The 21,572-nt window shown below is 43.2% G+C and carries 13 protein-coding genes, 1 tRNA gene and 4 rRNA genes; 13 read left to right on the top strand and 5 right to left on the bottom strand.

Annotated elements, in window-relative coordinates:
* The first annotated feature begins 5 nt into the window (after positions 1 to 5).
* Positions 6 to 659, top strand: a complete 654-nt coding sequence (locus PSPO_RS10180) for a GntR family transcriptional regulator (protein WP_040642007.1) — start codon at positions 6 to 8, stop codon at positions 657 to 659.
* Between the two features lie 79 nt (positions 660 to 738).
* Here PSPO_RS10180 and PSPO_RS10175 read toward each other — a convergent pair whose 3' ends face one another.
* Positions 739 to 1,113, bottom strand: coding sequence for a rhodanese-like domain-containing protein (locus PSPO_RS10175; protein WP_010561662.1), 375 nt, complete (start codon positions 1,111 to 1,113; stop codon positions 739 to 741).
* 11 nt (positions 1,114 to 1,124) lie between these two features.
* Positions 1,125 to 2,432 (bottom strand): amidohydrolase, encoded by a 1,308-nt coding sequence (locus tag PSPO_RS10170; protein ID WP_010561661.1) that lies wholly within the window; start codon positions 2,430 to 2,432, stop codon positions 1,125 to 1,127.
* 81 nt (positions 2,433 to 2,513) lie between these two features.
* Between PSPO_RS10170 and PSPO_RS10165 the strand changes: the two genes are divergently transcribed.
* The 7 genes from PSPO_RS10165 to PSPO_RS10130 all read left to right on the top strand — a co-directional run bounded on the left by PSPO_RS10165 (position 2,514) and on the right by PSPO_RS10130 (position 10,754).
* A complete protein-coding gene (locus tag PSPO_RS10165; protein ID WP_010561660.1) occupies positions 2,514 to 3,371 on the top strand; it encodes a tetratricopeptide repeat protein in 858 nt (285 codons plus the stop codon).
* A 655-nt stretch (positions 3,372 to 4,026) separates the two neighbouring features.
* Positions 4,027 to 5,559, top strand: a 16S ribosomal RNA gene (locus tag PSPO_RS10155).
* 289 nt (positions 5,560 to 5,848) lie between these two features.
* Positions 5,849 to 8,728, top strand: a 23S ribosomal RNA gene (locus tag PSPO_RS10150).
* A 142-nt stretch (positions 8,729 to 8,870) separates the two neighbouring features.
* Positions 8,871 to 8,985 (top strand): 5S ribosomal RNA (rrf, locus tag PSPO_RS10145).
* Between the two features lie 84 nt (positions 8,986 to 9,069).
* Positions 9,070 to 9,184 (top strand): 5S ribosomal RNA (rrf, locus tag PSPO_RS10140).
* The 16S, 23S and 5S rRNA genes sit together here, the layout of an rRNA operon.
* 839 nt (positions 9,185 to 10,023) lie before the next feature.
* A tRNA-Leu gene (locus PSPO_RS10135) sits at positions 10,024 to 10,108 on the top strand.
* Positions 10,109 to 10,256: 148 nt separating this feature from the next.
* A complete protein-coding gene (locus PSPO_RS10130) occupies positions 10,257 to 10,754 on the top strand; it encodes an RDD family protein (RefSeq protein WP_010559567.1) in 498 nt (165 codons plus the stop codon).
* A 46-nt stretch (positions 10,755 to 10,800) separates the two neighbouring features.
* On the opposite strand, the gene lptG is transcribed toward PSPO_RS10130, so the two are convergent.
* Positions 10,801 to 11,865: an LPS export ABC transporter permease LptG gene (gene lptG / locus PSPO_RS10125; RefSeq protein ID WP_010559568.1), complete on the bottom strand. Its 1,065-nt coding sequence runs from the start codon at positions 11,863 to 11,865 to the stop codon at positions 10,801 to 10,803.
* A complete protein-coding gene (lptF, locus tag PSPO_RS10120) occupies positions 11,862 to 12,977 on the bottom strand; it encodes an LPS export ABC transporter permease LptF (protein ID WP_010559569.1) in 1,116 nt (371 codons plus the stop codon). Before lptF ends, lptG begins: the two co-directional genes overlap by 4 nt.
* A 155-nt stretch (positions 12,978 to 13,132) precedes the next feature.
* On the opposite strand from lptF, the gene pepA reads away from it, so the two are divergent.
* From pepA to iscX, 5 genes are all read left to right on the top strand, one after another.
* Positions 13,133 to 14,644 (top strand): leucyl aminopeptidase, encoded by a 1,512-nt coding sequence (gene pepA / locus PSPO_RS10115; protein WP_010559570.1) that lies wholly within the window; start codon positions 13,133 to 13,135, stop codon positions 14,642 to 14,644.
* Positions 14,645 to 14,665: 21 nt separating this feature from the next.
* Positions 14,666 to 15,106, top strand: coding sequence for a DNA polymerase III subunit chi (locus PSPO_RS10110; RefSeq protein ID WP_010559571.1), 441 nt, complete (start codon positions 14,666 to 14,668; stop codon positions 15,104 to 15,106).
* Positions 15,107 to 15,123: 17 nt separating this feature from the next.
* Positions 15,124 to 17,970, top strand: coding sequence for a valine--tRNA ligase (locus PSPO_RS10105; RefSeq protein ID WP_010559572.1), 2,847 nt, complete (start codon positions 15,124 to 15,126; stop codon positions 17,968 to 17,970).
* Positions 17,971 to 18,149: 179 nt separating this feature from the next.
* Positions 18,150 to 20,309, top strand: a complete 2,160-nt coding sequence (locus tag PSPO_RS10100; protein WP_010559573.1) for a S46 family peptidase — start codon at positions 18,150 to 18,152, stop codon at positions 20,307 to 20,309.
* A 60-nt stretch (positions 20,310 to 20,369) separates the two neighbouring features.
* Entirely contained in the window at positions 20,370 to 20,570 is a 201-nt protein-coding gene (gene iscX / locus PSPO_RS10095; protein WP_010559574.1) for a Fe-S cluster assembly protein IscX, read from the top strand.
* 5 nt (positions 20,571 to 20,575) lie between these two features.
* Here iscX and PSPO_RS10090 read toward each other — a convergent pair whose 3' ends face one another.
* Positions 20,576 to 21,427: an HDOD domain-containing protein gene (locus PSPO_RS10090; protein WP_010559575.1), complete on the bottom strand. Its 852-nt coding sequence runs from the start codon at positions 21,425 to 21,427 to the stop codon at positions 20,576 to 20,578.
* Positions 21,428 to 21,572: the final 145 nt, after the last annotated feature.

The raw sequence follows: 21,572 nt of genomic DNA, 5'->3' as shown, positions 1-21,572 counted from the left end.
ATAAAATGGGGCTAGCATATAAAACACGTACTGAATTTGTAGTGGATGCAATTCGTGAAAAAATCTTAAAAGGCGAAGTAAAATCCGGTCAACCGTTACGCCAAGCAGCGCTTGCGGAAGAGTTGGATGTAAGCCGTATTCCTGTACGTGAAGCCCTATTACAACTTGAAGCAGAAGGCTTAGTAAAGTTCCAAGCGCACAAAGGCGCGGTAGTAACTGAACTTGATGCCGCACATGTTGATGAGCTTTTTGAATTAAGAGCAATGTTAGAAGCTGATCTCCTTGCTCGCTCTATTCCAAATATGAATGCAACTGACTTTGATCATGCTGAAGAATTATTATCTAAGTTAGATGAAGCGCTTACCCATGAAGACAGTGCCAACTTATGGGCAGATTTGAATACCAGTTTTCATACCTATTTGTATCAAGCAGCTGAGCGCCCACAGACGCTAGAAGTGGTAAATATTTTAAATAAAAACTCTGACCGCTATATTCGTATGCACTTATTACTTGCTGGTGGTATCAAAAAAGCAGGTGGTGAGCATAAGCAGTTAATCGATTATTGCCGTGCCGGTGACACGAGCAATGCCTGTCAGCTACTTAAGCAACACATTCTTGGTGCAAAAGAAGAAATTAAAGCACTGTTAATTGAAGAATAAGTGCTAAATGAATATAAAAAACCAGCCTGATGTGGCTGGTTTTTTGTTTTAAATGCTTAGCTAAAAAAGCCCAGAGAAATTACTTTTTAATTAACGGTAATTGTTTTTCACTCCACGCGAGGTAGTCACCTTCTAAATGCTTTAACTTAAAGCCTTTCTTAGATAACGCTTCTTCAAATATACCCGCGCGACGACCTGAGCGACAATACACAACGAGCGTGTGATCTTTTAGTTCCTCTAATACCGACATGTTTTCTTCAATTTGATTATGCGGAATATTAAGTGCGCCTTTTACATGTCCATCGTTAAATTCTTCTTTTGAGCGCACATCTATTATGGTGTAAGCATTAGCCGACATTTGGTTTTCAAGAAGTTGCTGCTGCGTAATAACTGGCGTATTAGCAAAACAAGTAACACTAAATAGTAGTGATGCAACAAATGCGATGTATTTCATAGTAGGTTCCTTTAGTTTTTATTAAATAGATCAACAGCGGCTTGGCTCATAGCCGTTACGCCTGTTTTAATTGTCAGTGGGTAATCTGGCGCAAATTTACTTGAATGAAGCGAGGGTAGCTTAGTGCCATTTTTAATTGCGCTTTCATACTCTGTTGGGTTTACACCACCAAGCCAAAAAATGGTAATAGGCACATTTTCATCGGTGCGACCAAACAGGCCGAAATCTTCACCGGCCATTACTGGTTCCGCTTTTAATGTATTGTCTTCACCAATTGCTTTTTTAATACTGGCGGTAATACGTGTCGCAAGCTCTGGGTTATTATAAGTAGAAGGAATACTTTCCGACTCGTGTACTATTACTTCAGGGTGTTCGTTTTCTGAAAGACCAGCACTTAGTGCAATCCCCTTAGTAATACGTTTAATTGCCGCAATTTGTTGATTGCGCACGTCGGGGTTATACGAACGTAAAGTAAGCTGTAGTTTCACTTGGTTCGAAATAATATTGTGTTTTGAACCACCATGAATAGAACCGACCGTAATCACGTTTGGCTCGAGTGGCGATACTTCGCGACTTGCGATGGTTTGCAATGCAAGTACCGTGCGTGAGGCAAGTACCACGGGGTCGATAGTCGTGTGCGGGTAAGCGCCATGACCGCCGCGACCTTTTATAATCACATCAACCGAATCCACATTTGCCAATGCATACCCTGGAGCAATTGCGATTTTACCTGCAGGCGCTGAGGCACTTACATGAAGTCCTACAACATAGTCCGGTTTAGCAAATTTAGTATACAAACCTTCTTTTAACATGGCTTTTGCGCCGCCACCAACTTCTTCAGCAGGTTGCGCAACCATCATCAAGGTACCTTGCCAATCACTTTTGTGTTCAATTAGCTGCTGAGCTGTACCAATAAAACTCGTCATATGAATATCATGACCACAACCATGCATTACACCTACTTTATTACCGCTTTTATCAATGACTGTTACTTTTGATGCGTAATCTTTATTTGTTTCTTCAATAATAGGTAAGCCATCAGTATCTGCTCGCAGCATAACTGTTGGTCCGTTACCATTTTTATAAATACCAACGACGCCAAAGCCACCAACATTTTCAGTAACACTAAAGCCCAATTGCGTTAACTCTTTGGCAAGTCGCTGAGACGTAGCTTTTTCTTGGTATGACAGTTCAGGGTTTTGATGGAGGTGTTTATACAATTCGTTTAAGGCGTTTTGCTGGTTTGTGTTTGGGGTAAATTGACTGGCAGCAAATGCGCTATTACTTATAAGCAGTGCTGATAGGAATGCATATTTCATTTGTTATTCTCTTTCTAAGCATTGTTTTTTAGTTATATTGCCTCCATATTGAAACTAATTGAAGTTAATAATTAATTTTATATGTCGAATATTATTGAATTAACAGCTGAAAGCTTTCAGCAAGTTATCTCAGAAACAGCACCTGAAACACTTATTGCTCTTTATTTTCATACTCAGCAAGCGCCTGAATGCGCTACTATGACGCCATTGCTTGAAGCAAAAGCAGCGCAATACGCTGAGCACTTACTGTTAGCCAAGTTAAATTGCGATGTTGAACAAGCGTTGGCATCTCAACTTGCACAACAAATTGGTCTTCAGGGCATCCCAGCCATTTTACTTTTAAAAGGCGGCGCACCTGTAGACATGTTGCCAGGTCCGCAAACGCAAGAGATGTTAGATGCTGCATTTGAAAAGCATTTACCTAATGCTGAAGATTTACTTGTTACTCAAGCACAACAATTGCTGAGCCAAGGTAATTACTCTGACGCCTATACAAAAGCAAAACAAGCTTATGACATAAATGCACAAAACAGTAAAGTTAAGCTTATTCTTGCAGATATCTGCTTAAACATACAAAAAGTAGATGATGCTGAGGCGTTGTTGTCGACTATTCCAATGGTTGATCAAGATGCCTACTTTAATAACTTAAAGGCTAAAGTTGAGTTAGCGCAAGAAGCTAAGGATTCGCCAGAGATAAAACAGTTAGAAGCTGAAATTGAAAAAGACGAAACTAACTTTGACGCAAAAGTAAAACTAGCAGTGCAATACGATCAGGTTGGTCGCAAAGAAGAAGCGCTAGAAACCTTGTTTAGTGTACTGCAAAAGGATTTAGCGTTTGGTGATGCACGTAAGATGTTTTTAGATGTGATTGCGACATTGCCAGATGGTGATGAGTTAGCAGGGAAATATCGTCGCAAGCTATACAGTATTCTATACTAATACACACCATATAAAGGAGAAGGAGCCACAAGGCTCCTTTTTTATTTCATATTGTTTTAAAAAATCTGACATATAAATTTGCAATCCTGAAACATTGATCGATACTTAAATTCCTCTTTTTGAGTTCAAATGCTCAAAATCGTACGTTTAACGTTCGGTTTTGTAGCCTTAATGTTAAATTTAGAATTAAATCGCTATTTTTTACAAAAAACTCAAAAAAAGGGTTGCGCCCAAATCAAATCACTCTATAATGCGCCTCCACCAACACGGGGAACGACGCAGCATAGCAGCGAATCACGAGTTGGTTGAGTCAAGTAAAACTGAGTTTTGAAACTTTCTTAAAATAAAAAGAAAATAATCAAAATTAAGTGTTGACAAAAAATTAGGAAAGCGTAACATACGCAGCCCTAACAGCGACGAAGCGTCGCGGCAAACACAAGGTTGTTTGCACTGTTCTTTAAAAATTTAAGCAATCATCTGTGTGGGCACTCGTACAGATTAAGTTCTAACATACGCTTTTAAAGCGTAACAAAATTTAGGCTTAATTGAACTGAGTGACCAATTGATACGAAAGTATCAGCACAGTCAATTCGATATCTTTATGATATCAAAATCAGAATTCATTGAGTCGGAACGTATGTTCCAAAAACACTTTTAATTGAAGAGTTTGATCATGGCTCAGATTGAACGCTGGCGGCAGGCCTAACACATGCAAGTCGAGCGGTAACATTTCTAGCTTGCTAGAAGATGACGAGCGGCGGACGGGTGAGTAATGCTTGGGAACATGCCTTTGGGTGGGGGACAACCATTGGAAACGATGGCTAATACCGCATAATGTCTACGGACCAAAGGGGGCTTCGGCTCTCGCCTTTAGATTGGCCCAAGTGGGATTAGCTAGTTGGTGAGGTAATGGCTCACCAAGGCGACGATCCCTAGCTGGTTTGAGAGGATGATCAGCCACACTGGAACTGAGACACGGTCCAGACTCCTACGGGAGGCAGCAGTGGGGAATATTGCACAATGGGCGCAAGCCTGATGCAGCCATGCCGCGTGTGTGAAGAAGGCCTTCGGGTTGTAAAGCACTTTCAGTTGTGAGGAAAGGTTAGTAGTTAATACCTGCTAGCTGTGACGTTAGCAACAGAAGAAGCACCGGCTAACTCCGTGCCAGCAGCCGCGGTAATACGGAGGGTGCGAGCGTTAATCGGAATTACTGGGCGTAAAGCGTACGCAGGCGGTTTGTTAAGCGAGATGTGAAAGCCCCGGGCTCAACCTGGGAACTGCATTTCGAACTGGCAAACTAGAGTGTGATAGAGGGTGGTAGAATTTCAGGTGTAGCGGTGAAATGCGTAGAGATCTGAAGGAATACCGATGGCGAAGGCAGCCACCTGGGTCAACACTGACGCTCATGTACGAAAGCGTGGGGAGCAAACGGGATTAGATACCCCGGTAGTCCACGCCGTAAACGATGTCTACTAGGAGTTCGGTTTTTCGGAACTGTCTTCCAAAGCTAACGCATTAAGTAGACCGCCTGGGGAGTACGGCCGCAAGGTTAAAACTCAAATGAATTGACGGGGGCCCGCACAAGCGGTGGAGCATGTGGTTTAATTCGATGCAACGCGAAGAACCTTACCTACACTTGACATCCAGAGAACTTACTAGAGATAGTTTGGTGCCTTCGGGAACTCTGAGACAGGTGCTGCATGGCTGTCGTCAGCTCGTGTTGTGAGATGTTGGGTTAAGTCCCGCAACGAGCGCAACCCCTATCCTTAGTTGCCAGCGATTCGGTCGGGAACTCTAAGGAGACTGCCGGTGATAAACCGGAGGAAGGTGGGGACGACGTCAAGTCATCATGGCCCTTACGTGTAGGGCTACACACGTGCTACAATGGCGCATACAGAGTGCTGCGAACTCGCGAGAGTAAGCGAATCACTTAAAGTGCGTCGTAGTCCGGATTGGAGTCTGCAACTCGACTCCATGAAGTCGGAATCGCTAGTAATCGCGAATCAGAATGTCGCGGTGAATACGTTCCCGGGCCTTGTACACACCGCCCGTCACACCATGGGAGTGGGTTGCTCCAGAAGTAGGTAGCTTAACCTTAGGGAGGGCGCTTACCACGGAGTGATTCATGACTGGGGTGAAGTCGTAACAAGGTAGCCCTAGGGGAACCTGGGGCTGGATCACCTCCTTATACGATTTAGAACTTTTTGTTCGAAGTGTCCACACAGATGATTGTTAGCTAAGCAATAGCTTAGTTAATTTGCTCTTTAAAAATTTGGAAAGCTGACAAACTTTAAATTAAGTACTTACTTAGTAAGTGCAATATTTAATTTAGAGTTCTCAAAATAAAGTAAAGAAAATATGCCGCAACATACTCTTTAAAAAAGAAAGTGTTGTTGGTATCTACTTTAGTATTCAATATTTAACTTCTGGCGGAGTTAAAAACTGTCTTTGACGATACAAACCATTTTGGGTTGTATGGTTAAGTGACTAAGCGTATACGGTGGATGCCTTGGCAGTTGGAGGCGATGAAGGACGTATTAACTTGCGATAAGCCTAGTCAAGCTAGTAAAAAGCGCTTGAGACTAGGATTTCCGAATGGGGAAACCCACCACTTTGTGGTATCACTTACTGAATACATAGGTAAGTGAGGCGAACCGGGAGAACTGAAACATCTAAGTACCCCGAGGAAAAGAAATCAACCGAGATTCCGAAAGTAGCGGCGAGCGAAATCGGATTAGCCCTTAAGCTGTAATGTAGTTAGTGGAACATTCTGGAAAGTTTGACGATACAGGGTGATAGTCCCGTACACGAAAACTTATTTACAGTGAAATCGAGTAGGTCGGAGCACGTGAAACTTTGACTGAATATGGGGGGACCATCCTCCAAGGCTAAATACTCCCAACTGACCGATAGTGAACCAGTACCGTGAGGGAAAGGCGAAAAGAACCCCTGTGAGGGGAGTGAAATAGAACCTGAAACCGTATACGTACAAGCAGTAGGAGCAGATTCGTTCTGTGACTGCGTACCTTTTGTATAATGGGTCAGCGACTTATATTCAGTAGCGAGGTTAACCATTTAGGGGAGCCGTAGTGAAAGCGAGCGTTAACTGCGCGTTTAGTTGCTGGGTATAGACCCGAAACCCGGTGATCTAGCCATGGGCAGGTTGAAGGTCAGGTAACACTGACTGGAGGACCGAACCGACTATCGTTGAAAAGCTAGCGGATGACCTGTGGCTAGGAGTGAAAGGCTAATCAAACCGGGAGATAGCTGGTTCTCCCCGAAATCTATTTAGGTAGAGCCTCGGACGAATACTATTGGGGGTAGAGCACTGTTAAGGCTAGGGGGTCATCCCGACTTACCAACCCTTTGCAAACTCCGAATACCAATAAGTAATATCCGGGAGACACACGGCGGGTGCTAACGTCCGTCGTGGAGAGGGAAACAACCCAGACCGCCAGCTAAGGTCCCAAAGTGTATGTTAAGTGGGAAACGATGTGGAAAGGCCCAGACAGCCAGGAGGTTGGCTTAGAAGCAGCCATCCTTTAAAGAAAGCGTAATAGCTCACTGGTCGAGTCGGTCTGCGCGGAAGATGTAACGGGGCTAAACATACCACCGAAGCTGCGGCTGCGAATTTATTCGCGGGGTAGGGGAGCGTTCTGTAAGCTGTTGAAGGTGTACCGGGAGGTATGCTGGAGGTATCAGAAGTGCGAATGCTGACATGAGTAACGATAAAGCGGGTGAAAAACCCGCTCGCCGGAAGACCAAGGGTTCCTATCCCATGCTAATCAGGGTAGGGTGAGTCGACCCCTAAGGCGAGGCCGAAAGGCGTAGTCGATGGGAAACGGGTTAATATTCCCGTACTTGGAATAATTGCGATGGGGGGACGGAGCAGGCTAAACAAGCATGGCGTTGGTTGTCCATGTGAAAGTATGTAGGCTGGAAACTTAGGCAAATCCGGGTTTCTAAGGCTGAGATACGAGACGACACACTACGGTGTGGAAGTTGTTGATGCCATACTTCCAGGAAAAGCCTCTAAGCTTCAGATTATTTCGAATCGTACCCCAAACCGACACAGGTGGTCAGGTAGAGAATACTAAGGCGCTTGAGAGAACTCGGGTGAAGGAACTAGGCAAAATTGTACCGTAACTTCGGGAGAAGGTACGCTCCTATCTGTGATGAGACTTGCTCTCTAAGCGGACGGGAGTCGCAGTGACTAGGTGGCTGGGACTGTTTATTAAAAACACAGCACTCTGCAAATTCGAAAGAAGACGTATAGGGTGTGACACCTGCCCGGTGCCGGAAGGTTAATTGATGGGGTTAGCTTCGGCGAAGCTCTTGATCGAAGCCCCGGTAAACGGCGGCCGTAACTATAACGGTCCTAAGGTAGCGAAATTCCTTGTCGGGTAAGTTCCGACCTGCACGAATGGTGTAACCATGGCCACGCTGTCTCCACCCGAGACTCAGTGAAATTGAAATCGCAGTGAAGATGCTGTGTACCCGCGGCTAGACGGAAAGACCCCGTGAACCTTTACTACAGCTTGGCACTGAACATTGACCCTACATGTGTAGGATAGGTGGGAGGCTTTGAAGCACAGTCGCTAGATTGTGTGGAGCCGTCCTTGAAATACCACCCTTGTAGTGTTGATGTTCTAACATAGGCCCCTGAATCGGGGTTGTGGACAGTGCTGGTGGGTAGTTTGACTGGGGCGGTCTCCTCCCAAAGAGTAACGGAGGAGCACGAAGGTTTGCTAAGTACGGTCGGACATCGTACGGTTAGTGTAATGGTAGAAGCAAGCTTAACTGCGAGACAGACACGTCGAGCAGGTACGAAAGTAGGTCATAGTGATCCGGTGGTTCTGAATGGAAGGGCCATCGCTCAACGGATAAAAGGTACTCCGGGGATAACAGGCTGATACCGCCCAAGAGTTCATATCGACGGCGGTGTTTGGCACCTCGATGTCGGCTCATCACATCCTGGGGCTGAAGTCGGTCCCAAGGGTATGGCTGTTCGCCATTTAAAGTGGTACGCGAGCTGGGTTTAGAACGTCGTGAGACAGTTCGGTCCCTATCTGCCGTGGGCGTTTGAGAATTGAGAGGGGCTGCTCCTAGTACGAGAGGACCGGAGTGGACGAACCGCTGGTGTTCGGGTTGTGATGCCAATTGCATTGCCCGGTAGCTACGTTCGGAATCGATAACCGCTGAAAGCATCTAAGCGGGAAGCGAGCCTCGAGATGAGTTCTCACTTTAACTTGAGTTAACTGAAGGGCCGTTGAAGACTATAACGTTGATAGGCAGGATGTGGAAGTGGTGTGAGCCATTAAGCTAACCTGTACTAATTACCCGTGAGGCTTAACCATACAACGCCAAAGTGGTTTAGACCCGCAGAAGTTGAATAGCTCGAAAGAGCAAAGAACTAAAGTAGATAACTTTACGAATTGAGATAAAAAGACAGTTTTCCAGATTTAGATTTAAGACAAGCTCTTAAGTCAACCAGATTTGCTTGGTGACTATAGCGTTTTGGAACCACCTGACCCCATGCCGAACTCAGAAGTGAAACGAAACAGCGTCGATGATAGTGTGGGTTCGCCCATGTGAAAGTAGAACATCGCCAAGCTCCTAATTAAAGAAACCCGTTGCTTAAATGCAACGGGTTTTTTAAAGCCTAAAATAAATAATAAAAAGCAAATTACCGAATTTGCTTGGTGAACATAGCGTTTTGGAACCACCTGACCCCATGCCGAACTCAGAAGTGAAACGAAACAGCGTCGATGATAGTGTGGGTTCGCTCATGTGAAAGTAGAACATCGCCAAGCCCCTATTTAAAAGAAAGCCTCAACATTATGTTGAGGCTTTTTTGCATTTATGACTCAAAAAAACAGGGCAAACGCCCATGTGCCTCTTCACCGCTGTAGGCACTTGAACACCTCCAACGCTAATAACTAAATGAAAAGCCCGCTAAATGTGCGGGCTTTTTGAATTTTAGCGTTTAATGAATTTGCAAAGCTTTAATTCATCCATGAAGCTGGGCCCCATCGCGCATCCTTGCGCTCACTTCCTTAGGCTGCGAAACTCCGTTTCGGTCCATCGTCACACATGTGCCTCTTCACCGCTGTGGGCACTTGCACATCTCCAACGCTACTAATTAAGTAAGTAAGATCGATAAAAGCCCTTCATCCATGAAGCTTATCGATATTCGAATACCCATATATATCAAAGCCCGCTCATCGAGCGGGCTTTTTGCGTCTAAAGTCAGTACAGAAAAGGGCTACCATCTTTATTTGGTTATTATCTGTCGTTGAAACTTTAAGGCTGGCTTTTGGATATTACTTATCAGAAGTTACTATCTATTTACCATTGCTAACAAGTAGTCGTAACTGCGAAACAACAGTGATTTATTATGAAATCTAAAGTCTTTAACTAACGATTTATATATCCCTACATAAATAACCTACTCGTAAACTAATCGCTTTGATTTATCATCGATATATAGTTTTCTTTCAAGTAATAAGTCCACTCTGCAAGAGTGTTAATTAGGATTTGAGTTTATTTCCTAACCAGTTGAGTCGTAAACATAAAAAACTACTTGCTGTGGTACTATTAGTTTGTATAATGCAATTACTTTATAAAGCGTAGCCTTTGTATTGTAATTTGTGCCAGTGTGATGGAATTGGTAGACATAGGGGATTCAAAATCCCCCGCAGCAATGCGTGGCGGTTCGAGTCCGCCCACTGGTACCATTTAATGCTACATAGCATTAAATAAAATTAGCCGACGTAAGTCGGTTTTTTTGTGCCTGAAATTAGCTTGTTTTAACTTTAATTAGCGTGTGATCTTAACTCTAGGTTAGAATAACGCATCCCATAGATTTGAGGTTTTACTACTTTTATGTCAAATATCGAACAACGAACTGGTTTTATGCGTCGTCTAGCATCATTGGTATACGATGCGTTAGCGACAATCGCGATTATCATGTTGGCGCAGATTATCTTCCTTGGTGCTCTTGAGCTGCTTCTTTCATTGGGGTTAATCAGTAAAAGTGAAGATGCAGACATCTCTCACTTTGTAACAACCCAACCATGGAACTTTATTAATCAGTTTTATTTAGTGTGTGTGGCTTGCTTCTTTTATGTTTACTTTTGGACTAAGGGCGGCCAGACGATCGGTATGCGTGCATGGCGATTAAAAGTGAGAAACTTAGACGGTAAACCTATTAGTAAGCCACAAGCGCTTATCAGGGCGATTACGGCGTTATTAGGGCTAGGAAATTTAATAGTACTGATTGATTTTAAGAACAAACGTTCACTACAAGATTATCTTGCTAAGACGGAAGTTATTACGCTGTCGAAAGAAGAAAATAAAAAGGTGTATCGCGAGCTCGATTAATATTTTACGAGCTCTGGAGACATAGTTCAGAAAGTCAAAGGCGCTATTATTGGCGCCTTTTTAGTAAGAAAGTTGCAATTGCGATAAAGATCAAACTAGGCATTATTGCGCCAATTGACGGATGTAATTCATACACTAATACAAACGGGCCAAAAATACGGTCTGTTAAATGAAATATAATACCTGTCACTACGCCCATAATAATTCGTGCGCCCATTGTTACACTTCTTAGTGGGCCAAATATAAATGACAGTGCCACTAATAACATCACAGCGATAGTAAGCGGTTGCATTACTTTACGCCAAAACGCTAGGTCATAGGTGCTGGTATCTTGGTCATTCTCTTTTAGGTATGAGAGGTAAGAATACAAGCCTGTGAAAGACAGTGTTTCGGGTTTAACAGATACTACACCAAGCTTTTCCGGAGTAAGTTTTGACTCATAGAAATAGTTTTCTGATATAGATGTATCTGTACTATTTGCATCAATTGCTAAATGTTGCACTTTATAAAGCTGCCAACCGTTTTGTTCCGGAATCGCTTTTTCTGCACGTTTGATTGTTTGCAGTTCCAGTCGCTCATTAAATTGGTACATGGTTAAACCATCTAAGCGACCCGACTCATCGACATTATTGATATTGATAAAAGTATTGCCATCTTTAGCCCAAACGCCTTTTTGTGCGTTAAATATGCTCCCGCCGGATATTTCCATTGTACGAAGCTGCTTAGCCGTTTTTTGCGCTTCAGGTACAACCCATTCAGCGATTGCCATCATAACAACTGCTAAGATCAGTGCAGTTTTCATCACTGAACGAATAATTTGAAAACGTGATAAACCGGCTGCTTGCATAACAACAAGCTCGCTGTTTGAAGCAAGTGCACCCAGCCCAAGCAGGCCACCAATTAATGCAGCCATAGGAAAGAATACAACGATGTCGTAGGGCATGCTGTACAAGGTGTATAAAACAGCATCTACGATATCGTATGTACCGCGGCCAACCGATCTTAGTTGCTCTATAAACTTAATCAGTGTACCAATGCCTACTAATACGAGTAGGGTAAAGCCTGTGGTTTGCAATAAACTGCGACCTAAATAGCCATCTAAAATTCTCATGCTACGGCCTCCTTCTTACTAAACCAAGCTCGAATGGTGGAGCCTAAAGGCCTATCACGAAGAATTAAAAAGGCACCTATAAACAGAGCGCTTAGGTGAATCCACCAAAGGCCAATAGATGTCGGGACTTTACCTTCTTGTACTAAAAACGTGCCTGCATTCAACAGCACAAAGTAACCCAAATAAAGGGAAATCGCAGGTACTAACTTGGCGAACTTTCCTTGTCTTGGATTAACTACCGATAGCGGCACAGCAATTAGGGTTAAGAGTGGGATTGATAATGGCACCGCTAATCGCCATTGAAATTGTGCAATCGCCTCGGTTGTCCCTTGCTCTAATAATTGCATCGATGGCAAGGCTTCTAATTTACGGCGTTTTTGCTCGATTGCTTGATCTTGAATTTGCACTTCGTAGTTAGTGAATTCTGTAAGCTGAAGTTGCTTACTGCCAGCAGGGTTTTCATAACGCTTACCATCACTGAGCACTAATTTTTGTTCGCCGGTATTTCTGTCTTCTTGTACTTTGCCTTTTTCGGCGTATACCACTTCCGATGTAGGACCATTTTTATCGCTATCTATTTGCGCATAAAAAACACGGTCTAGTTCAGTACCATTTTGCTTAATATCGTGAATAAACACCACGGCTTTTTCGTTATCGGTTTGTTGAAAGCGTCCTGAGCGAAGCGCAGCGAGGCCTGCATCAGCTTCAATCTTTTCTTTTAGCTGATACTCGTGCTCGTTTGCCCATGGTGCAAGGGTCAGCGTTAAAAAGCCTGCCAGCACTGCCAACACAGTAGATGACACGAGTGTTAAGCGAACTACGTACCATTCGCTTACACCGCATGCCTTTAATACTGTCATTTCGCTGTCGGCATAAATGCGACTGTAGGCCAAAATAATGCCAAGGAAAATACTTAACGGTAAAATTAAAGATGCCAATTGTGGCAGCTTTAATAGCACCATTTGCAACACCAATTGGCCGGGAATAGAGCCCTCTGCAGCGTCAGCTAAAATCGAGACAAATTTCTGGCTGACGAAAATAGTCATCAAGGTGAGGAATACAGCGAGCTGTGATTTGAATACTTCTGTCGATAAATAGCGAAAGATTAACACCGCGACCTCTACAAAACTTGTCTTTTTACTGGAATAGTCTGAAATTTTAAGTAAACTTTGTATTTTTACAACTTAAATATATGCCATTAGGACTTAAATTTAAAAATTAAGTTTGTTTTGGTTTAATTTATAGTCAAAATCACTCAGGAGTCGCTATGGAATTTAGCGTTAAAAGTGGCAGCCCAGAAAAACAACGCAGTGCATGTATTGTTGTGGGTGTTTATGAACCTCGTCGTTTATCACCAATTGGCGAGCAACTCGATCGTATTAGCGATGGTTATATTTCTAATTTGCTACGCCGCGGCGATTTAGAAGGTAAGCCTGGGCAAATGTTGCTATTACACCATGTACCAAACGTGTTAAGTGAGCGCGTGCTATTAGTTGGTTGTGGTAAAGAACGTGAGCTTGATGATAAGCAATATAAGCAAATTATTTCAAAAACCATTAGTACGTTAAACGATACGGGCTCAATGGAAGCAGTATGTTTCTTAACTGAATTGCATGTTAAAGGTCGCGATACCTACTGGAAAGTACGTCAAGCGGTAGAAACAACACAAGACAGCCTATATGTTTTCGATCAGTTAAAGAGCAAAAAGAGTGAAGCGCGTAGACCGCTTCGTAAAATCGTTTTCAACGTACCAACGCGCCGCGAATTAACTATTGGTGAAACAGCGATTGAACACGGCCTTGCAATTTCACACGGCCAAAAACTGTGTAAAGACGTTGCAAACATGCCACCAAATATCTGTAACCCAGCGTACCTTGGTGAGCAAGCAAAAGAACTTGAAGCAAATTACGACAACGTAAAAGTTAACCTTGTTGGTGAAAAAGAAATGGAAGAGTTAGGTATGCACTCATACCTAGCAGTAGGCCGTGGTAGCGCGAATGAATCGATTATGTCGGTTATTCACTACACAGGCGCGCCAGAAGACAAAGCACCAATCGTGTTAGTGGGCAAAGGCCTAACTTTTGACTCAGGTGGTATTTCAATTAAGCCAGGCGAAGCCATGGACGAAATGAAATACGATATGGGTGGTGCTGCAGGGGTACTTGGTACGATGCGTGCGATTGTTGAAATGCAATTACCAATTAACGTGATTGCAGTGCTCGCAGGCTGTGAGAACATGCCAAGCAGCAATGCATACCGCCCAGGTGATATTTTAACAACTATGTCTGGTCAAACAGTGGAAGTATTAAATACCGATGCTGAAGGCCGCTTAGTATTATGTGATGCATTAACCTATGTTGAAGCATTTGACCCTGATACCGTAATTGACGTAGCGACGTTAACAGGTGCATGTATTATCGCACTTGGTCACCAAACATCAGGTTTACTAGCAAACCATAATCCACTGGCACATGACTTATTAAAAGCGTCAGAGCTAAGTGGTGACCGAGCATGGCAATTACCGCTTTGGGATGAGTATCAAGAACAGCTAGAAAGCCCGTTTGCCGATTTCACTAACTTAGGCGGACGTGCAGCCGGTACAATTACTGCGGCATGTTTCTTATCGCGCTTCACTAAAAAGTACAATTGGGCTCACCTTGACGTTGCTGGTACTGCATGGCGCAGTGGCAAAAATAAAGGTGCAACAGGTCGCCCAGTTGCAATGTTAACTCAGTATCTATTAAATCGTGCTGATGTTAATATGGAGCAAGATGCCTAAAGTGATTCTAGAGGCAGTTTAATGAACGCAGTATTTTACGTTCTAAAACAACTAAATGAGCCGGTAAATTCCATTCCGGCTCATTTTGATCTAGCGGCAAGGCTAGCTGCAGATTGTTACCGACAGGGAAAAAAAGTATTTATTCTTGTAGATAATCAAGAGGATGCACATGTAATAGATGAGCACCTGTGGCAATTCGAAGTAGATAGCTTTGTTCCACACAATCTGCAAGGCGAGGGACCACAAGCAGGATCACCTGTTGAAATTGGCGAGTCAGCGCCAGTGGCAAATCGCAAAGTGATAATAAATCTGGCCAAAACGGTGCCCGATTTTATTCGTCGCTTTTCAGAGGTATATGATTTTGTACCTGCTGATGAACAATTAAAAGGCGTAGCGCGTGAACGCTACAAAGTAATGCGTCAACTAGGGGCGCATTTGTCGACACAAGAGATAGAGATTTAGTATTAAGGTTCTGTGCAATGGATAAAACCTATAATCCACAAGATATTGAACAGTCGTTATATCAAGGCTGGGAAGAGAAAGGCTACTTTAAACCGTCAGGTAAAGGTGACGCGTATTCAATTATGATCCCACCGCCAAATGTCACAGGTAGCTTGCACATGGGCCACGCCTTCCAAGATACCATCATGGATACGCTGACACGTTTTAAGCGTATGCAGGGCAATAACACCCTTTGGCAGGTTGGTACTGACCACGCAGGTATCGCAACGCAAATGGTTGTAGAGCGTAAGCTTGCAGCTGAAGAAGGTAAAACACGTCACGAGCTTGGCCGTGATAACTTCATCGACCGTATTTGGCAGTGGAAAAATGAATCTGGCGGTACTATTACCAAGCAGTTACGTCGACTAGGCGCGTCTGTAGATTGGGATCGCGAACGCTTTACGATGGACGAAGGTCTTTCAGAAGCGGTTAAAGAAGTATTTGTTCGTCTTCACAAAGAAGATTTAATTTACCGTGGTAAGCGTCTTGTAAACTGGGATCCAAAGTTACACACGGCAATTTCAGATTTAGAAGTTGAAAACAAAGACAAGCAAGGTCATATGTGGAACCTGCGTTATCCACTGGCTGATGGCCTAACAACGCAAGATGGTAAAGACTACATCGTAGTTGCGACAACGCGTCCTGAAACCATGTTAGGTGACACGGGTGTTGCAGTAAACCCAAATGACGAGCGCTATCAAGACTTGATTGGTAAAGAAGTAATTCTACCAATTGTAAATCGTCGCATTCCAATTGTTGCCGATGAACACGCCGATATGGAAAAAGGCACAGGCTGTGTAAAAATTACTCCTGCGCACGACTTTAACGATAACGAAGTAGGTAAGCGTCAGCAACTACCGATGATCAATGTGTTTAACAAAGACGCTGCGGTATTAACTGCGGGTGAAGGTTATACATTTGATGGCAAGCCGCAAGAAATCGACGCACCAATTCCAGAGCGTTTCCACGGTCTTGACCGCTTTGATGCGCGTAAAGCGATTGTGGCTGAGTTTGAAGAGCTTGGTTTACTAGAGAAAATTGAAGATCACAGCTTAACAGTACCATACGGTGACCGTTCAGGTGTGGTTATTGAGCCACTTCTTACAGACCAATGGTATGTGCGTGTTGCACCACTGGCAGAGCCTGCAAAACAAGCAGTTGCTAACGGCGACATTAAGTTTGTACCAGCGCAATACGAAAACATGTACAACGCGTGGATGAACGACATTCAAGATTGGTGTATTTCGCGTCAGCTTTGGTGGGGACACCGTATTCCAGCATGGTACGATGCTGAGGGTAACGTATATGTTGGTCGCAGCGAAGAAGAAGTACGTAGCGAGAATAACATCGCTGCGGATGTTGCACTTACACAAGATGAAGACGTACTTGATACTTGGTTCTCATCGGCTCTTTGGACCTTCTCTACGCAAGGTTGGCCTGCACAAACTGAAGACTTAAAAGTATTCCACCCATCAGATGTGCTGGTAACGGGTTTTGATATTATCTTCTTCTGGGTTGCACGTATGATCATGATGACCATGCACTTCATCAAAGATGAAGATGGCAAACCACAAGTGCCATTTAAAACGGTTTACGTAACCGGCCTTATCCGCGATGAAAACGGCGATAAGATGTCTAAGTCAAAAGGTAACGTACTTGACCCAATCGATATGATTGATGGCATCGACCTTGAAAGTTTAGTAGAAAAGCGTACCGGTAACATGATGCAGCCACAACTGGCGGCAAAAATTGAGAAAAACACCCGTAAAACGTTTGAAAAAGGCATTGAGGCACACGGTACTGATGCACTGCGCTTTACTCTTGCTGCAATGGCATCAACAGGGCGTGATATCAACTGGGATATGAACCGTCTAGAAGGTTACCGTAACTTCTGTAACAAGCTTTGGAATGCGAGCCGCTACGTATTAATGCACACAGAAGAAAAAGACTGTGGTTTTAATGGCGGCGAGATGACGCAGTCACTTGCAGATCGTTGGATCTTAGGTCAATTCCAAAACACGGTTAAAACATTCACTGATCATTTAGATAACTACCGTTTTGACTTAGCAGCAAGCACCATTTACGAGTTCACTTGGAACCAATTCTGTGACTGGTATCTTGAGCTAACGAAGCCGGTATTGTTTAAAGGTAATGAAGCAGAACAACGCGGCACACGTAACACGCTAGTAACGGTGCTTGAAGGCTTACTGCGCTTAATGCACCCATTAACGCCATATATCACTGAAACAATCTGGCAACGTGTTGCACCTCTTGCAAACATTAACGCCGATACCATTATGCTACAGGCATTCCCTCAGTTTGATGAATCGCAGGTAGATGAATCAGCGATGGCGGATCTTGAGTGGGTTAAGCAGTTTATCGTTGCGATTCGTAACATCCGTGGTGAAATGGACATTAGCCCTAATAAGCCTCTAGACGTACTGCTTAAAAACGCAAGTGATGAAGATAAGCGTCGCCTTGAAGAAAACGCAAAGTTCTTAGCATCACTAGCTAAATTAGAATCTACAACTGTATTAGCTGAGACTGACGAAGCGCCAGCGTCTGCTACCGCGTTAGTCGGTGGCTTAGAAGTGCTTATTCCAATGGCGGGTCTTATCGATGTTGAAGCTGAACTTGCACGTATTAGCAAGCAGCTTGAAAAAGCACAAAAAGGCCTAGAGCAAGTAGAGCGAAAGTTAGCAAACGAAAAGTTTGTTAATAATGCCCCGGAAGCAGTACTTGCTAAAGAGAAAGAAAAGCTTGCTGAATACAGTGAAGCGAAAGCCAAGTTACTAGAGCAAAAGGCTAAAATCGAAAGCCTTTAATCTTTAAACTTAATAAAAGCCGCGTCTATCGCGGCTTTTTTATTTGTACGTAATCATTTACTTACCGTTACAAAATTCGTGAAGATTGCATCGCAAAATATTGACTCGCGAAGTGACTTTAAGACATAGTGATAATGTAACATTATTACAAAAAATACTGATAAAAAGGAAACGCACAAATGCGCATTAAAGCGATCGCAGCTGCACTTGCATTTAGTTTTGCAGGCTCAGCATTTGCCGACGAAGGTATGTGGCAACCACATCAATTACCTGAATTAGAAGATATTCTTAAATCAAAAGGTTTAGCAATTGACGCTAAGTCAATCTCAAAGCTTACCGAATTCCCAATGAATGCCGTAATCAGCTTAGGCGGTTGTACAGCATCATTTGTATCGCCAAAAGGTTTGGTAGTTACTAACCACCACTGTGCTTATGGTTCTATTCAGTACAATTCAACTACTGATAACAACATTTTAGAAAATGGCTTTTTAGCAAAAAAACCATCGGAAGATTTACCTGCAGCGCCAGGTTCACGTGTGTATGTTACTGAAGAAGTGACGGATGTAACGGCTAACGTGAAAAAAGGCACTGAAACACTTACTGGCAAAGCGCGCTACGAAGCCATTGATGCAAACCGTAAAGCACTTGTTGCTGAATGTGAAGAAGACAAAGGCTACCGTTGTAATGTTTATACGTTCCACGGTGGATTAGAGTATTACCTAATTAAATCGCTTGAAATTAAAGACGTGCGTTTAGCTTACACGCCAGCAATGGGTGTGGGTAAATACGGCGGTGATATCGATAACTGGATGTGGCCGCGTCACACAGGTGATTTTGCATTCTACCGTGCGTATGTTGGTAAAGATGGCAAACCTGCCGAGTTTTCAAAAGATAACGTACCGTTTGAATCTAACTCATTTTTAAGCGTGAGCGCTAAAGGCGTGCAAGAAGGTGACTTTGTGATGGTGACTGGCTACCCAGGCCGTACTAACCGTTACCGCGTATCACCTGAAGTGGATTATGTTTTTAACACGGCATACCCACTTGCGCGCAAGCATAACTCTAAATACGTTGAGCTAATCGAAGAAAATGCACCTGAAGGTTCGCAAGAGCGTATCGCATACGAAAGCACGATTGCTGGCTACAATAACTACATCAAGAACTATGGCTCAATGATTGAGAGCTTCAAAAAAGGTTCTATGTATACGCGTAAGCAACAATTTGAACAAGATTTACAAGCGTGGATCAACAGCGATAGCGAGCGCAAAGCAAAATACGGTAACGTATTAGCTGATTTAGAAGCGCTTGTTGCAGAGTCGCAAAAGCACAACCAACGCGACCGTATGTTAGGCTATGTTCACCGCTCACAAATGATTTCAACAGCACGTATGTTGTATCGTTTAGCTGTGGAAAAGCAAAAGCCAGACGCAGAGCGCGAAAGTGGTTATCAAGAGCGTGACTTACCGCGTATCGAAGCGCGTCTTAAGAGCATGAGCCGTCGTTATGCCGAGCCAGTTGATAAAGCAATTCTACTTCACTTCTTAGAGCTATATGCTGCATTACCAGCAAATGAGCGTATCACTGAGGTAGATAGCGCTTTGGCACTAGAAAATGGCTTTAATAAAGCTAAGCATTCAGCCATGTTAGATGACATGTATGCAAATTCTAAACTAGCTGATGAAAAAGCCCGTTTATGGATGCTGGACTTAGACCTTGCGCAGCTTGATCAAAGTAACGACCCATTTGTGAAATACGCAAAAGCGATTTTCAGTGTAATGAAGTCAATTGAAGATCAAGATAAAGAGCTTGTAGGTAAAATGCAGGCGGCTCGCCCAGCATTAATGGAAGCGATTATTGCGTACAACAAATCACTTGATAAGCCTGTATACGCAGATGCAAACAGCACATTACGTGTAACTTACGGTACAGTGGGTGGTTACTCACCGCAAGACGGATTAGTTGCAACACCGTTTACTTCACTTGAAGGTCTGCTTGCGAAAAATACCGATGTTGAACCATTTAACTCACCGAAAAAGCAAAACGACTTAATCAAGCAAAAGCATTACGGTGATTACACAGGTGGTATGAACACAGTACCAGTAAACTTCTTGTCAAATGTTGATACAACTGGTGGTAACTCAGGCTCACCAACGCTTAACGGTAACGCAGAACTTGTTGGTTTACTGTTTGACGGTGTTTACGAAAGTATCATTGGTGACTGGGATTACGATGCAAACTTAAATCGTTCAATCCATGTAGATTCACGTTATATGCTTTGGGTTATGGATAAGGTTGATAACGCGCAGAATTTACTAGATGAAATGAAGATTGTGCGTTAAACAATCTTTCTACTAAATTAAAAAGGAGGCGTATGCCTCCTTTTTTATGAGGCAAACACAATGCAATTAAAATGGATTGACTCCCAGCACATTGCGCTGGCGCTACTTGATGAACACCCCAGCGTTGACCCACGTGAAATTAGGTTTACCGACTTACGTGATTGGGTGCTTGCGTTAGAAGATTTCGATGACGACCCAAGCCATTGTGGAGAGCGAATATTAGAAGCAATTCAAATGGCTTGGATTGAGGAATATGAATAAATAACTTAGGCTAAGCTATGAAAAAGCTCTTCCGCATCTTCTTTTATATCTTGGTAATCTTCTTCATCAAGGTCGAGCACGGTTAACACTTTCTCTTGCATATCAGGCCAATCAGGTGAATGCACAAAGCGACGATTTACGTGTACTATGTCTTCAGCCATTTTCAGCGTTGCGTAGGTGAGTTGGTCTTGGCTAAAAGTAGGTGTGTCTAAATACGCATCGTCATGATGACGTAATATAAGTTGGCAAATATTTTTTGGAAGGTTCCAACTGGTAGCCAAAAAGTAACCGATTACCGCATGATTTGTGCGGTACGCTGCTTCTTCACGTGCAACAAGAGATAGATGGTAATTGCGGTTAGACTCTTCCAGTACATCAACATAATTAGCGTAGTTCATCGCCATCGCAGGAATGCCGGCATCGTGAAATAACCCCACCATATGCAAATTTTCAGTTGGCACTATTGCTTTAAGTTTTTTACCAATCAAGGTTGAGATAGCTGCGATTTCGCTTGCGGTATCCCAAAAACGTTCTAGTCGAATGCAGCATTTGTCTTGATCAAACGCTTTTTCAAGTAAAAAGCCTGTTACTAAATTAGTTATGCCTTCTAAACCTAGAAACATAACCGCTTGTTTAATGTCGGTTATTGTTCTGGCAAGGCCGTAATAAGGGGAGTTAATAACCTTTAATACCATAGCGGCAATGGCTACATCACCAGCCACAATATTGGCAATATTGTTAAGTTCTGGCGAATCACTATTTAATTCAGTTTGCAGTAATTGCAGTAATTCAGGTTTTGGGGGAATCGTAAAGCCAGATTCTAGATCAGTAAGAACCTTACTATCAATTTCGATCATTATAAGCACCTTAATCAACGAGTGGCGCCATTATACTTGGTCTTTATTTCTCATGTTAGAGCTAAATCAAAGGAATTACGTTTATCATTATCAAATATTTGAGCATAATAGAACGCTAATTTGTTCAATTATAAATTTTAGGCTT

The organism is Pseudoalteromonas spongiae UST010723-006, from assembly GCF_000238255.3.
GTDB lineage: Bacteria > Pseudomonadota > Gammaproteobacteria > Enterobacterales > Alteromonadaceae > Pseudoalteromonas > Pseudoalteromonas spongiae.
The sequence above is the reverse complement of the archived record's forward strand: the minus strand, read 5'-3'. Positions and strand labels throughout refer to the sequence as shown.